We start from the raw sequence: 16,717 nt of genomic DNA, 5'->3' as shown, positions 1-16,717 counted from the left end.
TGTTACGTTTAGTAATTGAAAATAAGATATTAGCGAACACTTAAAAAAAGTGATTAACCTATTTATTTTCTGTAATTTTGTGGTTTCAATTTTATACGAAAATGACTGAAGAAAAGAAATCTCTTAATTTTATTGAACAAATTGTTGAAGAAGATTTAGCAAATGGTATAACGCAAAACAATTTACGGTTTCGTTTTCCGCCAGAACCTAACGGATATTTGCATATAGGGCATACTAAAGCTATTGGTATAAGCTTTGGTCTGGGCGAAAAATATAAGGCTCCAGTAAATTTGCGTTTTGACGATACAAACCCTGTTAAAGAAGAGCAAGAGTATGTAGATGCTATTAAACGCGATATACAATGGTTAGGGTATAAGTGGGATAAAGAACTTTATTCTTCAGATTATTTTCAACAATTATACGATTGGGCAGTTTTATTAATTAAAGATGGTAAAGCCTATGTAGATAGTCAAACCTCAGAAGAAATTGCAATACAAAAAGGCACACCAACTCAACCAGGAACAAATAGTCCGTACCGAAGTCGTTCAGTAGCTGAAAACATGACATTGTTTGAAAAAATGAAAAATGGCGAGTTTGCCGAAGGCGAACATGTTTTACGAGCAAAAATTGATATGCAATCACCCAATATGTTAATGCGTGATCCTATTATGTATCGTATATTATATAAAACACACCATCGAACAGGCGATTCTTGGAATATTTATCCGATGTACGACTGGACACATGGTGAGAGTGATTATATAGAACAAGTATCACATTCGTTATGTTCGTTAGAGTTTAAACCTCACCGAGAGTTATACAATTGGTTTCGTGATAATGTATATGAGTTTGGTAAAAAAGAATACCCGTTATTACCCAAACAACGAGAGTTTTCGCGCTTAAATTTAAGCTATACCATAATGAGTAAACGCAAATTGCTTAAGTTGGTAGATGAAAAAATTGTATCGGGGTGGGATGATCCTAGAATGCCTACTATTTCAGGCTTACGACGCAGAGGATATACGCCGCAATCGATTCGAAATTTTATCGAAACAGTAGGGGTATCTAAACGTGAAAATGTAATTGATGTAGCGTTGTTAGAGTTTAAAATAAGAGAAGATTTAAACAAAACAGCGAACCGTGTAATGGCCGTTTTAGATCCTGTAAAAGTTGTTATTACAAATTATCCAGAAGGCAAAGAAGAAATATTGGTTGCAGAGAATAATCCAGAAGATGAAAATGCAGGCAATCGAACGGTTCCGTTTTCGAGAGAATTATATATTGAAAGAGAAGATTTTAGAGAAGAAGCTAACAAAAAGTTTTTTAGATTAAAATTGGGTAAAGAGGTACGACTTAAAAATGCTTATATAATTAAGGCTGAAAGTTGTACTAAAGATGAAAATGGAGTAATTACCGAAATTCAATGTACGTATGACCCATTGAGTAAATCAGGTAGCGGAACACCTGAAAGTGTACGAAAAGTAAAAGGAACGTTACATTGGGTATCTATTAATCATGCGGTAAAAGCCGAGGTAAGAGTTTATGATCGGTTGTTTTTAGATGAAGCTCCAGATAGTCATAAAGACAAAGATTTTATGGAATTTTTAAATCCAAATTCTTTACAAGTAGTTACCGCTTTTGTTGAACCAAGTTTGCAAACAGCCAAAGTGGGTGACCGTTTTCAATTTCAACGATTAGGATATTTTAATGTTGATGATGATTCAACATCAGAAAAAATGGTGTACAACAAAACCGTAGGTTTACGCGACACATGGGCTAAAAAAGCGATTTAATTTATTAAAAAGTTTTCGGTTACAAACCAGTTAGCCCGAACATTTAATTCTTTTTCAAGATAAATGATTTCTTCGGGTTGTGTTTTGGTTAAAAAATTACCAGTATCCCATTTGTTGTTTTTGTTGCTATCAATAATAGCCCTAACCGTATATTTATTAGGTTCTAATAACGAAAAAGTTACTTTTTTAGAAGTATTTATAAATTGTTTTCTAAGCACTTCATTTCCCGTTGTTATTAACTCAATAATTAAAGGGTAGTTTTTTTGATTTTGAACATTTAAAATAACACTTCCGTAGTCATCAATATTTTTTGTGTTTAAACGATACGTAAGCGTATCATTACTGGTGTTATACAAATCGGTAATGGCTTTTGGTAATATTTTAAGTTCGTACTTTTCATTTGGGTTTTTATCAAATAAAACGGCAAGTTTATTAAACGATTTTTTTTGTAATTGGTGTAAAACAGGTAAGGTATCTTTTTTGTTGATTAGCAAAAACTTGCTAGAATCTATTTTTACAATCGGATTATTTGTAGTTAAAAATAATGTGTCGTTTAAAAGTAATGTTGAATTTCCGACCGATGAAATCATTAACGAATCTATTTTTTTCTTACGAAGAAAAACAGTTGTTGTATCTGTAAAATTTTGAGTTGTAATTTTAAAATTTAGCGAATCTGTCTCAAAAGGGGTAAACCAATATACTAAAGTGTCGCGGTCTTTTTGTAATTGAAAAAACGATTTAAAATTAGCAGGGGTTTTTGATAAAACCGATACTTTCATCGGGTTTTTTTCGCCTTCAAAACCAAATAGTATTTTTCCTTTGGCAATTTCTTTACCACTTCTAAATTTATAGGGTAAAATTTCTTTAAAAATTGTAATAGGTTTGGTAAGTACACTGTCGGCAGGTAAGGCAATAGTATCTGAATAAAAACCTATTTTATCGGTATTTGGCCGAAAAATATAATCGCTATTTTCTTCTTTTAAGGCAACTAATAAATATTTTCCTTTTTCAAGATTGCTAAACACAAAATTTGACGAATCTAATGTGCTAGTAACATATTTAGGTTTTTGTTTATAAACGATAGAGTCGTTATAAGTTGAATCTATTTTGTATAGTAATACATTAACATTTTTTTCAATTTCTTTTTTCAAGGCATTTTTGGTGGTCCCTTTTAAGGTTAACGAATCAATGTAAGAACCTGTTGAAAAAACATACTTAAAACTTTCTAATTTATTGTTTTCGTTATTGTCTTGTATGGCGCTACCAAAATTTAAAGTATAAGTTGTATTGGGTTTTAAGGTGTCTAAAATTTTTATAGAAAAACGTTTAGTGGGGGTACCTTGAGGGGTAATTAAAAGAGGTGTTTTTAAGGGAGGGGAAACAACAAGTTGTTTGTATAAATCTTTAAAAACAATATATTCATCAAAATAAATTTTTATCTCTTTTTTATTAAAATGAATGGTTTTATAAGGGGGGGTTGCAGTAACCATTATAGGTGCATCTTTATCCTTTGGCCCTCCTTCAGGGTTGCCTCTTCGAGCACAACTAGTTAATAAATAGGTGCTTATTGCAATAAAAAAAAGTCTAAAAAAAAGCTTCACTAAGAGTTGTTTTTACTAAAAAATTATAAAGTGCTAAAATACTTACTATCTGCAAGTTTAAAAAGTATATTGTAAAACATTCTTATTTTTTTATAAAAATACAACAACATTATTTGGGTGTCTTTATTTATAATTTCTCAGTATAAGCCATTGTTGCAATACTTATTTTAATGTTTGGTGTTTTTAAGAGCTCTTTGCAGCAAGCTTCTATAGTTGCCCCAGTAGTAATAACATCGTCGATTAATAATATGTGTTTATTATTAAAAACAGTGGTATTGGTAAGCGAAAATTTAGTGTTAGCATTTAAAAAACGCTCAAAACGATGCTTGTATGTTTGTGTTTGGGTATCTGAAACCCGAAATAAAACAGAAGGCATGTAAGTTACTTCAAGTTCATTGCTTAAGCATTCTCCAAATTTTGTAAGTTGATTATACCCTCTTTTTTTTAATTTTTTTGGATGTAATGGAACAGGCACTATATAGTCAATATCGTTAAATTGGTTACTATTTTTAAGTATTTTTCCGAACCAATTACCTATAAAAACCCCAATTTCTTCATTGTTTTTATATTTTAGTTCGTGTATTAGTGTTTTAGTTTTACTTATTTTTCTGAAAATTAAAAAAGCGGTAGCTTTTTCAACAGGTACTCGACCTTTAAAAATATTGATAATTTCATTTTCATATACATTTTTGTAACAAAGTATTGGTAGGTCATGTCTACAAAATGTACAGATTGTTTTTTCGTTTTCTAAAAGATTATTTTTACAAGTAACACATATTTTTGGGTAAAATAAATAGAGTATGTCTTTTAAAAATTGCATATTTGTGTAGCTATTTCACAAAAAATAAGATACAAAAAATTAAAACCTTTTGGGTAAAAAATTCAATTTTTTTAAAGAGGCCGTAAAAAATTATAAAACTTTGGGTACGGTTGTGCCTAGTTCTCGATATTTAGCAGAAAGAATGCTAAAAAGCATTGATTTTTCAAATGAAATTGTAATTGTAGAACTAGGACCAGGAAACGGAGCAATTACCCATAAAATTTTAAAAAACCTATCACCAAAATCAACTTTGATTTGTTTTGAAATTAATGATGTTTTTTATAATGAATTAGTAAAAATAAAAAACGAGCAACTCATTGTATTAAAAGCATCTGCAGAAAAAATTACTACAGAATTACAAAAATTAGGTATTGCCAAAACAAACTATGTTATATCTAGTTTACCATTAACCATTTTACCAAAAGAGCTTTCAACAACTATTTTAGAACAATGTTATAAAAGCTTAAAAGCAGATGGGTTATTTATACAATATCAATATAATTTAAGTTATTACCGTCGATTAAAATCGGTTTTTAAAACTGTTTTGCTAGATTTTGAACCCCTTAATTTTCCGCCTGCTTTTGTGTATCGATGTAAAAAACAAACAGATTAAATAGGTGTTGTATTTGTTTATTTTATAAAATTTATGCGACAATAGTATTTCTGTTTTTTATAGATAAACTCTTCGTTAATTTTCTGCTTGAAAACTTTTAGAATTCCTGTATATTTGCTCTCATTATGGCAAAACAAGAAGATCAGTTTAAAAAAGTAATTTCACACGCTAAAGAATACGGATATATTTTTCAATCATCTGAAATTTATGACGGATTAAGTGCGGTATACGATTATGCTCAAAATGGTGTTGAGTTAAAAAGAAATATTCGTGAATATTGGTGGAAAGCTATGGTGCAAATGCACGAAAATATTGTAGGCATAGATGCAGCTATACTAATGCATCCTACTACATGGAAAGCTTCAGGTCATGTTGATGCGTTTAACGACCCGTTAATTGACAATAAAGATTCGAAAAAACGATATCGTGCAGACGTATTAATTGAAGATTACTGTGCCAAAATTGAAGCTAAAATTGAAAAAGAAGTAGAAAAAGCGGCAAAACGTTTTGGCGAAGCTTTTGATAAAGAACAATTTTTAGCAACCAACCCAAGAGTTAAAGCAAATCAAGAAAAAATAAACACAATATTATCGCGTATGGGTAAATCTTTAGAAAAAGAAGATTTAGCCGATATAAAAGCGTTAATAGAAGAGTTAGAAATTGCTGACCCACTTACAGGAAGTAAAAATTGGACAGATGTAAAACAGTTTAATTTAATGTTTGGCACTCAAATAGGGGCTTCTGCCGAAAATGCTACCCAAGTATATTTACGTCCTGAAACAGCGCAAGGTATTTTTGTTAATTTTTTAAATGTGCAAAAAACAGGGCGAATGAAAATTCCGTTTGGTATTGCACAAATAGGAAAAGCTTTTAGAAATGAAATTGTTGCTCGTCAGTTTATTTTTAGAATGCGTGAGTTTGAACAAATGGAAATGCAATTTTTTATTAAACCCGGTACTCAAAAAAAATGGTATGAGCAGTGGAAGCAAACACGCTTACAATGGCATTTATCATTGGGTATGGGTAGAGATAATTATCGTTTTCATGACCATGAAAAACTAGCCCATTATGCTGATGCTGCTGCTGATATTGAATTTAAATTTCCGTTCGGATTTAAAGAATTAGAAGGAATTCATTCACGTACCGATTTTGATTTAAGTCAACACGAACAATTTTCAGGTAAAAAATTACAATATTTTGATGCTGAAGAGCAAAAAAGTTATGTGCCTTATGTGGTAGAAACATCGATAGGTTTAGATCGAATGTTTTTAGCTGTTTTTGCTAATTCGTTACAAGAAGAAACATTAGAAAACGGAAATACCCGAACAGTGTTAAAAATACCAGCGGTATTAGCACCTACTAAAGCTGCAGTTTTACCGTTAGTTAAAAAAGATGGATTGCCTGATATTGCTCGTAAAATTGTTGATGAATTAAAGTGGAATTTTTCAGTTACTTATGATGAAAAAGACGCTGTTGGACGACGGTATCGCCGTCAAGACGCAGCAGGCACACCGTTTTGTATTACTGTTGATCACGATACGTTAACCGATAATACGGTAACAATTCGTTACAGAGATACAATGGAACAAAAACGGGTAAAAATAGAAGACTTAAATAGTATTATTGAACAAGAAGTGGCAATGAAAAATTGGCTAAAAGACCAGTAAAACTAAAATTTTTTTAGATTGTTTTCATGGTTTCTTTTAACTGAGATATTACTTTTTTACTGTTTCCAATAAAAATTTTGTCATCAATAATAATTACAGGACGTTTTAAAAAAGTATATTCATCTAAAATTAATTGGCGATAATCTGCTTCAGAAACAGCCTGATTTTTTAAATCCATTGCTGTATACAATTTAGCTCTTTTGTTAAATAAACTCTCATAACTATCAGTCAAGTTTCGCATTTCTGTTAGTTGAGAAACCGTAATAGCATTTGTTTTTATTTCTTGTAGTTCAAAACCACGAGTATCTATTTCTTTTAAAATTTTTCTACAGGTACTACAGGTTTGTAAAAAATAGATTTTCTTCATTGTTATTATCAGTATATTTGATGCTAAAATAAACAGAAAAATGACAACAGAAATCTCGGTTTTAAAAAAATCTCGCGAACTTATTTTAAACGCAATTGATGGTTTAACCCTAGAACAAATACATAAAATACCAAGCTCATTTAATAATAATATTGCGTGGAATGTGGGTCATATAGTAGTAACCCAACAATTATTGCATTATAAGCTATCAAATTTATCTTGTTTAATACCAGATAACTTAATTGAAAAATATAAAAAAGGAACGAAGCCTAATAACGAAACTTTTACACAAGTTGAGTTTGACGAAATTAAAGAGCTATTAATAGGTTTACCCGATACGTTAGAAGAAGATTATAATGCGCAAATATTTAAAGAATATGATGAATATAAAACCAGTACAGGGTTTGTTTTAGACTCAATTGAATCGGCAATTGCGTTTAATAATTTTCATGAAGGCATTCATTACGGAGCTATATTAGCCTTAAAAAAAGTGGTTTAACAACTACCATTTTTTAAACCGTTATAAACAGATAAAAAAATGAAATTTAATACCAAAACCATACACGGGGGTCAAGAACATGAAAAAGCCACAGGAGCCGTTATGCCTCCTATTTTTCAAACCTCTACTTACGCACAATCAAGTCCGGGAGTTCATAAAGGATACGAATATTCTAGAGGCGCAAACCCTACTAGAACAGCATTAGAAAACAGTTTAGCGGCTATAGAAAACGGCACTCATGGTTTTGCTTTTTCGTCAGGCTTATCAGCAATAGATTGTGTTTTAAGGCTATTAAAACCAGGTGATGAGGTAATTACGGGCGATGATTTATACGGGGGGTCGTATAGAATGTTTACAAAATTATTTGAAAAATATGGCTTGAAATTTCATTTTGTAAATATGGATTTGGTTACAAATATTACCCAAAAAATAAATAAAAACACCAAGTTAGTTTGGTTAGAAACCCCTACCAATCCGTTAATGAAAATAGCGGATATACAAGCCATTTCTACGGCGGTAAAAAATAATAATTCATCTATTTTAGTTGCGGTAGATAATACTTTTGCCACCCCTTATATACAACAGCCACTAGATTTAGGTGCCGATATAGTTATGCATTCAGCTACTAAATATATTGGAGGTCATTCTGATTTGGTAATGGGTGCCTTAGTGGTAAAAGACAAAAAATTAGCAGAAGCACTTCATTTTATTCAGTTTGCAGCAGGGGCTATTGCAGGACCGATGGATTCTTTTTTAGCTCTTAGAGGAATTAAAACATTACACATAAGAATGCAGCGTCATTGCGAAAACGGAAAAGCTATTGCTGAGTTTTTAAATAACCATTCTAAAGTTGATCAAGTCTATTATCCAGGGTTAAAAAATCATCCAAATTATGCAATTGCTAAAACGCAAATGAAAGATTTTGGAGGAATGGTTTCTTTTAGATTAAAAGATAAAAGTAAAAAAGCGGCATTTACCGTTTTAGAAAACACTAAAATTTTTACGTTGGCAGAATCTTTAGGTGGCGTAGAGAGCTTGGCAAATCACCCTGTAACTATGACCCACGCTTCGATACCCGAAAAAGAACGGTTAAAAAATGGAATTACCGACTCATTAATTCGATTAAGCGTAGGTATTGAAGATATTACCGATTTAATAGCAGATTTAGAACAGGCATTGTCGGTTTAATTAAAAGTTTTGGGTATAATTGAAATAGGTATATATAATTAATGGAAAAAAGATTTCAAGTTTTTATTAGTTCTACATATGCAGATTTAAAAGATGAAAGAGCTAAAGTAATTCAAACGATAATGGAAATGGATTGTATTCCTGCAGTAATGGAAATTTTTCCTGCAATAGATGAAGAACAATTTAATTTTATTAAAAGAGTAATCGATGACTGTGATTATTATATATTAATTATTGGAGGCAGATACGGTTCTTTATCAGATGATGGTTTAAGTTATACGGAAAAAGAATTTGATTATGCCAATAAAAAGGGAATTAAAATTATAGTATTTATTCATTCAAACCCTAACAAACTATCTGTTGAAAAATCTGACATAGCCCCAGCTATAAAAGAAAAATTAGATGCTTTTAGAAAAAAAGCTTCGACAGGAAGATTAGTTAAGTATTGGGAAAAACCAGAGGAGTTGCCAAGTTTAGTTGCTTTAAGTTTACAAAAAACAATAAAAATTTATCCCGCAGTTGGATGGGTAAGGTCTAATAAAATTGGAAATTCAGAATTATTAATTGAACTAAATGATTTAAGAAAAGAAAACTCAATTCTCAAAGAAAAAATACAAGAAGAAACATCGAGAGATAAACCTATAACAGAGGAAGAATTAGCTGGATTAAACGACAAATATATTTTTAAGGGTTCTTATAGTGATAGACACTATGTTTTTCAAAATTGGAAAATAGAAATAACTTGGAAAGAACTATTCTATATTCTATCGCCTTTTTTAATGAAAACACCTTCTGATGATAAGGTAAATAAGTATTTAGCCCTACAACTTATCAAAAAGCTTAATCTTTCTGGAACTTTTCCGATAATGGAAGAAGAAGTTTATCAAACATTAAAAATTCATCTAGAAGTTATGAATTTAATTCAAGTTACTCATAACAAATCAATTAACGGAGGAATAGCTCTGTTTTGGAAGTTGACTGATGAAGGTAGAAGAATTATGAAAAAAATTAGAAGTGTAAAAAAATAATTATGTCTGACAATGGTTATAAGTAATAGCTTCTACTTGCCTACTTCTAAAAAATCTCATGTGCTTTCAGTTTGGTATGTACTTGTATATTTTGTATCTTAACCACACATGGTCGAAACCGTATAGATATTGACGGGGTTTCCTTTACATATCCCAGAATTAGTTAAAAAAACAAAAATGAATAGATTACAATTAATAGTAATAGTATTTTTTATTACTAGTTTTACTGCTTTTGGGCAAACCAATATTTGGAATTTGTTAAACGAAAAAGACTATTCTATTCAATATCCTAAAAAGTGGCAATTGAATAAATCGGGTATAATGGGCAGTCGTTTTATTTTATTGAGCCAATTAACTTCTGATACAGATAAATTTAAAGAAAATGTAAATTTGATTATTCAAGATTTGACAGGATATAATATTGATTTAGATAAGTATGTCGAAATATCTGAAGGTCAAATAAAAACAATGATAATTGACGGAAATATTATCTCGAGTAACCGAATTAAGAATGAAAAAACCGAATTTCAGAGAGTAATATATACCGGAAAACAAGGAGCATTTAATTTAAAATTTGAACAATACTATTGGGTTCAAAATAACAAAGCATATGTGTTGACGTTGACTTGTGAGGCAAATCAATTCAATGATTTTAAAGACACAGGAGAAAAGATATTGAACAGTTTTAAAATAAAATAAAAACGAAGCGCAATAAAGATATAAAATTCATAAAAATATCTTTTCCTAAAATAGTTAGAAAATAATAAAAACATTGTACGTAACGTTTTGTGTATAATGTATATCTTTCGAAATACGTGCCAATTAAGAGACGTTTTTTTTAAAGCTCATAAATCTAAATGCAGAATTATACCAACGATTTAATACACGAAACAAGTCCGTATTTATTACAACATGCTCATAATCCTGTTCATTGGAAACCTTGGAATAAAACAACGTTAGCATTAGCAAAAAAAGAAAATAAATTACTTCTTATTTCGGTAGGCTATTCGGCTTGTCATTGGTGTCATGTTATGGAGCATGAAAGCTTTGAAGATACAGCTGTGGCGGCTATTATGAATAAAAATTTTATTTCCATTAAAGTAGATAGAGAAGAACGACCTGATGTTGATGGGGTGTATATGGAAGCGGTGCAGTTAATAACAGGTCAAGGCGGTTGGCCTTTAAATGTTATTGCGCTACCAGATGGTAGGCCTGTTTGGGGGGGCACTTATTTTACAAAAACCGCTTGGACAAATGCACTTCAAAAAATAGCAGAACTTTATCAAAAGAAACCGCAAAAAATAGAAGAATATGCTATTCATTTATCTCAAGGAATTCAAGGAGCCAATCAAATTCAAAAAAATAATAACGTTAAACAATTTACCAAACAACATTTAGATCAGGCTGTTTTAACTTGGCAAAAAAAGATAGATTTTGAGTTTGGAGGCACTCATCGCCCTCCAAAATTTCCATTGCCTAATAATTATGAATTTCTATGGCGTTACGCAGTACAAACTAATAATGTCGAAATGCTAAATTATGTAAACACAACCTTAACAAAAATGGCATTAGGTGGCATATTTGACCAAATTGGAGGAGGTTTTTCACGATATAGTGTAGATAAAAAATGGCATATTCCGCATTTTGAAAAAATGTTATATGATAATGGTCAGCTTGTAAGCCTATATAGTAATGTATACTCAGCTACTAAAAATATACTGTATAAAGAAACGGTTGAAAACATACTGCAATTTGTTGAACGTGAGTTAACAACAACTGAAGGGGCTTTTTATGCAGCTTTAGATGCCGACAGTAAAAATGAGCATAATCACTTAAAAGAGGGGGCTTTTTATGTGTGGCATATTACAACGTTAAAAGCATGCTTAAAAGACGAGTTTAATTTATTTTCTAAATACTACAATGTAAATGATTATGGTTACTGGGAAAACGATATGTATCATTTAATTCGTAAAGTAACCGATGCAACATTTGCCGCCCAAGAAAAAATATCAGAAAAAAAATTACGAGAAAAAGTAAAACTTTGGAAAGATATTCTTTTTAAAGAACGTTTAAAACGTAAACCGCCACGATTAGACGATAAGGTTTTAACAAGCTGGAATGCACTTATGCTTAAAGGATATATAGATGCATATCGCGTATTTAATAACTCACAGTATTTAGAAATAGCACTTAAAAATGCAACATTTATTAAACAAAAAATGCTTCAAAAAGAAGGCAATTTACTACACACGTATAAAAATGGCAAAAGTACTATTAATGCATATTTAGAAGATTATGCAACAACTATTGATGCTTTTATATCGCTATACGAGGTTACTTTAGATGAAAGTTGGCTAACAACCGCTAAAAAATTAGTAGAGTATGTATATCAGTATTTTTTTGATAAAAACAGTGGGTTATTCTTTTTTACTTCGAGCATAGATGATGCATTAATTACTAGAAAAATAGATGTTGATGATAATGTTATTCCATCATCAAACTCAATTATGGCTAGAAATTTATTTAAATTAAGCCATTATTATGCAAACCAAGAGTATTTGGCAACAGCCCAACAAATGTTACACACAGTTAAACCGAATATAAGTTTATACCCTTCAGCGTATTCTAATTGGTTACAATTAGAAGCAGATTTGGTAGGCACTTATTATGAAATAGCAATTTCGGGTAAAGATGCATTAACAAAAACAAAAGAAATTAATGCGCATTACCTACCTAATAAACTAATTGCTGGGAGTATTAAAAAAAGTACAATACCGTTAATGAAAGGTAGAGAAGCAGGTAATAAAACGCTTATTTATGTTTGTGTAAACAATACGTGTCAGTTACCTGAAAGTAATATCGATAAAGCATTACAATTTATAAATTTAAAGTTATGAGTACATTTCAACTTTTTTTTATCACAGTAGTTTTACTAATTCACGTATATATACTGCTATTAGAAATGTTTTTTTGGACGAAACCCAAAGGCATTAAAACATTTGGATTAGCATCTAAAGAATTTGCCGAAAAAACAAAAGTACTTGCAGCCAATCAAGGGTTGTATAATGGGTTTTTAGTTGCAGGTTTTGTTTGGGCAATTATTTCTGAAAAAAACGAAATTGCATTTTTTTTCTTGTCTTGTGTTTGTGTTGCAGGTATTTACGGGGCATATTCTACTAAAAAAACACGAATCTTTTTTATTCAATCTGTTCCAGCAATTTTAGGTTTAATTTCGTTTTGTTTTTAGCATAATTTTGATAATCTAATCCTATTTTTGCAACAGATTATACAATTTTTATGAAAGAATATATTAGTACATATAAAGAATTAGTGATTGATTATTTTCCTAAAATTATAATGGCATTAGTTATTTTAATTGTAGGCTTATATTTTATAAATCTTATAAGTAGAACGATTAAAAAACTTATGCAAAAACGAGGTTTAGATGTTACCTTACAAAGTTTTTTAGGCAGTTTAATTAATTGGACGTTAAAGATATTATTATTCGTAAGTGTAATTAGTAAACTGGGTATTCCAACCACTTCTTTTGCAACCATTATTGGGGCGGCTGGTTTAGCAATAGGTTTAGCATTACAGGGGTCGTTATCTAATTTTGCAGGAGGCACTTTAATTATAATTTTTAAACCGTTTAAAGTAGGTGATTATATAGAGGCTCAAGGCATTAAAGGAATTGTAAAAAGAATAGATATTTTTACAACTAAAGTTAGTACCCCTGAAAATAGATTAGCTATATTACCAAACGGAGCTTTATCTAACGGAAACATTATTAATTATTCTACAGAAGGCAAGTTACGTGTCGATTTAACTTTTGGCGTTTCGTACCATGCCGATATAAAACAAACCAAAGAAATACTTTTAAACGTTTTAAGCTCAAATGCTAAGGTTTTAAAAAATCCTGCTCCTACAGTAATGGTGTGCGAACTGGCTGATAGTTCGGTAAATTTTGCTGTTAGACCGTGGTGTAAAACTGATAATTATTGGGATGTGTATTTTGAAACTACTGAAAATGTAAAATTAGCTTTAGATAAAGCAGGTATTGAAATTCCTTATCCACATTCTGTAGAGATACAAAAAAAAGGTTAGCGTTTTTTTTCTGGAACAGCAACAAAATCTTTTAAATAAAAAGGCTCAAAATAGGCGACATCTTCGATGTCGTTTTTTTTATATTTTTCAAAACTTAATTTTGCCATTTCTTTAGCAGAGGGGTATTTATTAGAAACAAAAATAGCATTGTTGTGTGTAATGACATCTTTACATTTTTCGGCACCATCACCTAGAAAATATACTTTTTGATTGGGCAGGTATTCTTTGTACGAATTCTCGGTAATTATTTCTGCTTTAATTTCTCTTATTTGATTGTATTTGCAATCGTATATTGCTGAATATACTTCCATACGGCGGGCGTCTATCATAGGAATAATTATTCCGTCATCGGGTATAATTTTATGGGCTAAAGCGGTTAATGTTTCAATAGAAATTAAAGGAACCCCAAAAGCAAAACAGAGCCCTTTTGCTGCCGAAACACCAATACGTAATCCAGTATACGACCCAGGCCCCTTGCTTACCGCTACAGCGGTTATGTCACTAGGGTTAACGTTTGCTTCTTTTAATACCGCTACCATAAAAGGATGTAGCATTTCTGCATGCGAATAATTACCATTATTTAACTCTTTTAAAGCTAAAATGGTTCCGTTTTTTGCAAGGCTAACCGAACAGTTTTTAGTAGCCGTTTCTATATTTAAAATATATGCCAAAACACTGTATTTTTATGCAAAGATAAAAAAGAGTAATTAGAGATTCTTTACATATTTATTCTATTTATGTTAATAGAATTTTAGCGATGATTACAATTGATAAAAAGGGAGGTAGATTATAAAAAATATCAAGTTAACGTTTATGAGCTACAGGAATAATTTCGCCTTTAGTTAAACAATATTTTTGAATTTTATCTTCGGTAAGTTGTTGTGTGTAATTTACTTCATCTACTTTAAACCCAATAGAACGTAATTTATCGAAATAGTCACGCCCATATATCCGTACATGGTCGTACTGACCAAATATTTTTGTGCGTTTTTTGGGGTCGGTAATTGAGTTATCTTCAAAAGTGGTTTCTCGATTTAAATCTTGCGGAATTTGAAAAACACCAAATCCACCGACTTTCATTACGCGATATAATTCTTGCATTGCTTTGGTGTCATCAGTAATATGTTCTAATACATGATTGCAAAATACCACGTCGAAAGAATTATCTTTAAAAGGTAAATCACAAATATCAGCTTTTACATCAGCTATGGGCGATTCTAAGTCAGAGGTTATATAGTCTAAATTTTTTTGCTTTTTAAATCGATTTAAAAAACATTGTTCTGGCGCAATATGCAATACCTTTAATTTTTTGTTTGAGGTAAAAAAAGAGGTTTCATTTTGTAAAAAAAGCCAAAGTAAACGATGTCTTTCTAATGATAGTGTAGAAGGAGAAAGTACATTTTCTCGCTGTACATTATATCCGTAAGGTAAAAATTTCCGAAATGATTTTCCATCGATAGGGTCGGTAAAGGTATTGCCTTTTAACCACCAAGCAATAGCAGGACGAACCATATAACTAGCCTTAATTAAAACGGGTCTTGGAAGCGTGTTTAATATTTGTGATATTAATTTCACAGAGATTGTTTAATGGTTTTTTATGCTGTATGTTAAAATAAGTTGATTTTTAAAACACTATTATTTAGATTGGCAATTAGCGTCTAAATTCATCTTCTTCATTGCTTTCAATACCTAAAGCATCATAAATATACTTAAAGGTAGATAACAATTCAGGTTTACCATCAACAATAGCTACATCATGTTCAAAGTGGGCAGATGGTTTTTCATCTAATGTGGTAATGGTCCAACCATCGTTATGTTGACGAATTTTGTGTGTGCCCATATTGGTCATTGGCTCTATGGCAACAACCATGCCTTCGGCAAATTTTTTACCACGACCTCTGCGTCCGTAGTTTGGCATTTCAGGTTCTTCATGCATTTCGCGTCCTAAACCATGCCCTACGAGTTCACGTACTACTCCATATCCGTGTTTTTCGGTAAAATTTTGAATAGCAAAGCCTACGTCGCCTACGCGATTACCTACTTTAAATTCTCGAATACCCACGTATAAACTTTCTTTGGTAATATCTAATAATTTTTGCGTTTCAGCAGCAATTTCTCCTACAGGAAAAGTATAGGCGTGGTCACCATAAAAGCCATTTTTTAAAGCCCCGCAATCAATTGAAATAATATCACCCTCTTGTAAAGGGGTTTTGTTTGGAATACCGTGTACTACTTGTGAGTTCGGACTCATACATAACGTGTTAGGAAAGTTGTATAAACCCAAAAAACCAGGAATAGCTTGTTGGTCTCTAATAAATTCTTCTGCCAATGAATCTAGGTACAATGTAGTTACCCCAGGTTTTATTTCACTAGCTAGCATTCCTAAGGTTTTAGAAACGATTAAAGCACTTTCGCGCATTAACTCTATTTCTTCTCGTGTTTTTATCTTAATCATTCTAAAAAATTAAAATGCAAAGATACCGCATTTATACTAAAAATTATTTTTCGTACGAATGTTTATAGAGTTTGCCAGAAACTATTTTTAAAAAGTCTTTTTCAACTGTTTCACGAGGGTGTTCAACAAAACGACCAATTTCTTTTCCGTGTCTATAAAAAATAAAGGTAGGTACTCGTATAATATTTAAGCCTTCTTGTAGGTTGTCGGGTGTTTTTTTAGCGTAGTCTACGGCTACTAGTTCTATATTTTTTTCATTAAAATTAGCGTCTTCTAAAATTTTATAAAAAACAGGAACCTGTCTTTTGCTATCACCACACCAAGTGCCCATAAAGCCTTTTATCTTTACGCCTTTTAAATAGGGTTTTAATTCAGCGATTACTGAGGCATTAGGTTTGTAGGTTTCATAACCTTTGTTAAACCAAAGGCTGTAAGGTTTTTCGGTAAAAGAAGCTTTGTCGGTAATGCCAATTAGGTTACCAGAGTTGTCTTTTTTAGCTGTAGCAACTACGTTTTTTTGTGTGCTGCAAGAAAATGCAATTAGTATAAATGCGAACAAAACAATGTGTTTTTTCATTTTTA

Annotated in this window: 17 protein-coding genes; 10 read left to right on the top strand and 7 right to left on the bottom strand. The window is 31.1% G+C overall.

The features are described 5' to 3' along the window. Positions 1-101 precede the first annotated feature (101 nt). Positions 102-1,793, top strand: a complete 1,692-nt coding sequence (locus AB2B44_RS03700; protein WP_369048202.1) for a glutamine--tRNA ligase/YqeY domain fusion protein — start codon at positions 102-104, stop codon at positions 1,791-1,793. On the opposite strand, the gene AB2B44_RS03695 is transcribed toward AB2B44_RS03700, so the two are convergent. Both AB2B44_RS03695 and AB2B44_RS03690 read right to left on the bottom strand, forming a co-directional pair. Continuing rightward, the gene (locus AB2B44_RS03695; RefSeq protein ID WP_369048201.1) at positions 1,790-3,394 is read right to left on the bottom strand and encodes an Ig-like domain-containing protein; all 1,605 of its coding nucleotides are present in this window, start codon (positions 3,392-3,394) and stop codon (positions 1,790-1,792) included. The two genes, AB2B44_RS03700 and AB2B44_RS03695, sit on opposite strands and share 4 nt — an antisense overlap. A 127-nt stretch (positions 3,395-3,521) precedes the next feature. Then, positions 3,522-4,214 (bottom strand): ComF family protein, encoded by a 693-nt coding sequence (locus AB2B44_RS03690; RefSeq protein ID WP_369048200.1) that lies wholly within the window; start codon positions 4,212-4,214, stop codon positions 3,522-3,524. Positions 4,215-4,263: 49 nt separating this feature from the next. On the opposite strand from AB2B44_RS03690, the gene AB2B44_RS03685 reads away from it, so the two are divergent. Both AB2B44_RS03685 and AB2B44_RS03680 read left to right on the top strand, forming a co-directional pair. Further along, positions 4,264-4,827: a class I SAM-dependent methyltransferase gene (locus tag AB2B44_RS03685; protein ID WP_369048199.1), complete on the top strand. Its 564-nt coding sequence runs from the start codon at positions 4,264-4,266 to the stop codon at positions 4,825-4,827. Between the two features lie 125 nt (positions 4,828-4,952). Continuing rightward, positions 4,953-6,494, top strand: a complete 1,542-nt coding sequence (locus tag AB2B44_RS03680; protein ID WP_369048198.1) for a glycine--tRNA ligase — start codon at positions 4,953-4,955, stop codon at positions 6,492-6,494. Positions 6,495-6,507: 13 nt separating this feature from the next. On the opposite strand, the gene AB2B44_RS03675 is transcribed toward AB2B44_RS03680, so the two are convergent. Then, a complete protein-coding gene (locus AB2B44_RS03675; RefSeq protein ID WP_369048197.1) occupies positions 6,508-6,861 on the bottom strand; it encodes an arsenate reductase family protein in 354 nt (117 codons plus the stop codon). A gap of 40 nt (positions 6,862-6,901) precedes the next feature. Here AB2B44_RS03675 and AB2B44_RS03670 point away from each other — a divergent pair, with 40 nt between their 5' ends. The 7 genes from AB2B44_RS03670 to AB2B44_RS03640 all read left to right on the top strand — a co-directional run bounded on the left by AB2B44_RS03670 (position 6,902) and on the right by AB2B44_RS03640 (position 13,680). Next, complete coding sequence (locus AB2B44_RS03670) at positions 6,902-7,360, top strand: DinB family protein (protein WP_369048196.1); 459 nt, start codon at positions 6,902-6,904, stop codon at positions 7,358-7,360. 39 nt (positions 7,361-7,399) lie between these two features. Then, a complete protein-coding gene (locus AB2B44_RS03665; protein ID WP_369048195.1) occupies positions 7,400-8,548 on the top strand; it encodes a cystathionine gamma-synthase in 1,149 nt (382 codons plus the stop codon). Between the two features lie 41 nt (positions 8,549-8,589). Next, positions 8,590-9,576, top strand: a complete 987-nt coding sequence (locus AB2B44_RS03660; protein ID WP_369048194.1) for a DUF4062 domain-containing protein — start codon at positions 8,590-8,592, stop codon at positions 9,574-9,576. Between the two features lie 177 nt (positions 9,577-9,753). Continuing rightward, entirely contained in the window at positions 9,754-10,275 is a 522-nt protein-coding gene (locus AB2B44_RS03655) for a hypothetical protein (RefSeq protein WP_369048193.1), read from the top strand. Positions 10,276-10,433: 158 nt separating this feature from the next. Further along, entirely contained in the window at positions 10,434-12,473 is a 2,040-nt protein-coding gene (locus AB2B44_RS03650; protein ID WP_369048192.1) for a thioredoxin domain-containing protein, read from the top strand. Continuing rightward, entirely contained in the window at positions 12,470-12,823 is a 354-nt protein-coding gene (locus AB2B44_RS03645; RefSeq protein WP_369048191.1) for a DUF1304 domain-containing protein, read from the top strand. The genes AB2B44_RS03650 and AB2B44_RS03645 overlap by 4 nt, the downstream gene beginning before the upstream one ends. Positions 12,824-12,873: 50 nt before the next feature. Next, positions 12,874-13,680, top strand: coding sequence for a mechanosensitive ion channel family protein (locus AB2B44_RS03640; RefSeq protein ID WP_369048190.1), 807 nt, complete (start codon positions 12,874-12,876; stop codon positions 13,678-13,680). Here the strand turns inward: AB2B44_RS03640 and tsaB are convergent. The 4 genes from tsaB to AB2B44_RS03620 form a co-directional block, all read right to left on the bottom strand. Continuing rightward, entirely contained in the window at positions 13,677-14,351 is a 675-nt protein-coding gene (gene tsaB / locus AB2B44_RS03635) for a tRNA (adenosine(37)-N6)-threonylcarbamoyltransferase complex dimerization subunit type 1 TsaB (RefSeq protein ID WP_369048189.1), read from the bottom strand. The two genes, AB2B44_RS03640 and tsaB, sit on opposite strands and share 4 nt — an antisense overlap. Before the next feature lie 133 nt (positions 14,352-14,484). Beyond that, a complete protein-coding gene (locus tag AB2B44_RS03630; RefSeq protein WP_369048188.1) occupies positions 14,485-15,255 on the bottom strand; it encodes a class I SAM-dependent methyltransferase in 771 nt (256 codons plus the stop codon). Positions 15,256-15,331: 76 nt separating this feature from the next. Next, entirely contained in the window at positions 15,332-16,135 is an 804-nt protein-coding gene (map, locus tag AB2B44_RS03625) for a type I methionyl aminopeptidase (RefSeq protein ID WP_369048187.1), read from the bottom strand. A gap of 43 nt (positions 16,136-16,178) precedes the next feature. Continuing rightward, entirely contained in the window at positions 16,179-16,712 is a 534-nt protein-coding gene (locus AB2B44_RS03620) for a thioredoxin family protein (protein WP_369048186.1), read from the bottom strand. Positions 16,713-16,717: the final 5 nt, after the last annotated feature.

This window comes from Tenacibaculum sp. UWU-22 (genome assembly GCF_041021355.1).
Taxonomy (GTDB): domain Bacteria; phylum Bacteroidota; class Bacteroidia; order Flavobacteriales; family Flavobacteriaceae; genus Polaribacter.
Note: the sequence above shows the minus strand (reverse complement) of the source record. Positions and strands in the feature narration are given on the sequence as shown.

Excerpts from the sequence above, each read along its gene's own strand:
- AB2B44_RS03700 (WP_369048202.1), top strand. The coding sequence starts at position 102 with ATGACTGAAGAAAAGAAATCTCTTAATTTTATTGAACAAATTGTTGAA.
- AB2B44_RS03690 (WP_369048200.1), bottom strand. The coding sequence starts at position 4,214 with ATGCAATTTTTAAAAGACATACTCTATTTATTTTACCCAAAAATATGT.
- AB2B44_RS03680 (WP_369048198.1), top strand. The coding sequence starts at position 4,953 with ATGGCAAAACAAGAAGATCAGTTTAAAAAAGTAATTTCACACGCTAAA.
- AB2B44_RS03675 (WP_369048197.1), bottom strand. The coding sequence starts at position 6,861 with ATGAAGAAAATCTATTTTTTACAAACCTGTAGTACCTGTAGAAAAATT.
- AB2B44_RS03670 (WP_369048196.1), top strand. The coding sequence starts at position 6,902 with ATGACAACAGAAATCTCGGTTTTAAAAAAATCTCGCGAACTTATTTTA.
- AB2B44_RS03665 (WP_369048195.1), top strand. The coding sequence starts at position 7,400 with ATGAAATTTAATACCAAAACCATACACGGGGGTCAAGAACATGAAAAA.
- AB2B44_RS03660 (WP_369048194.1), top strand. The coding sequence starts at position 8,590 with ATGGAAAAAAGATTTCAAGTTTTTATTAGTTCTACATATGCAGATTTA.
- AB2B44_RS03655 (WP_369048193.1), top strand. The coding sequence starts at position 9,754 with ATGAATAGATTACAATTAATAGTAATAGTATTTTTTATTACTAGTTTT.
- AB2B44_RS03650 (WP_369048192.1), top strand. The coding sequence starts at position 10,434 with ATGCAGAATTATACCAACGATTTAATACACGAAACAAGTCCGTATTTA.
- AB2B44_RS03645 (WP_369048191.1), top strand. The coding sequence starts at position 12,470 with ATGAGTACATTTCAACTTTTTTTTATCACAGTAGTTTTACTAATTCAC.
- AB2B44_RS03640 (WP_369048190.1), top strand. The coding sequence starts at position 12,874 with ATGAAAGAATATATTAGTACATATAAAGAATTAGTGATTGATTATTTT.
- map (WP_369048187.1), bottom strand. The coding sequence starts at position 16,135 with ATGATTAAGATAAAAACACGAGAAGAAATAGAGTTAATGCGCGAAAGT.
- AB2B44_RS03620 (WP_369048186.1), bottom strand. The coding sequence starts at position 16,712 with ATGAAAAAACACATTGTTTTGTTCGCATTTATACTAATTGCATTTTCT.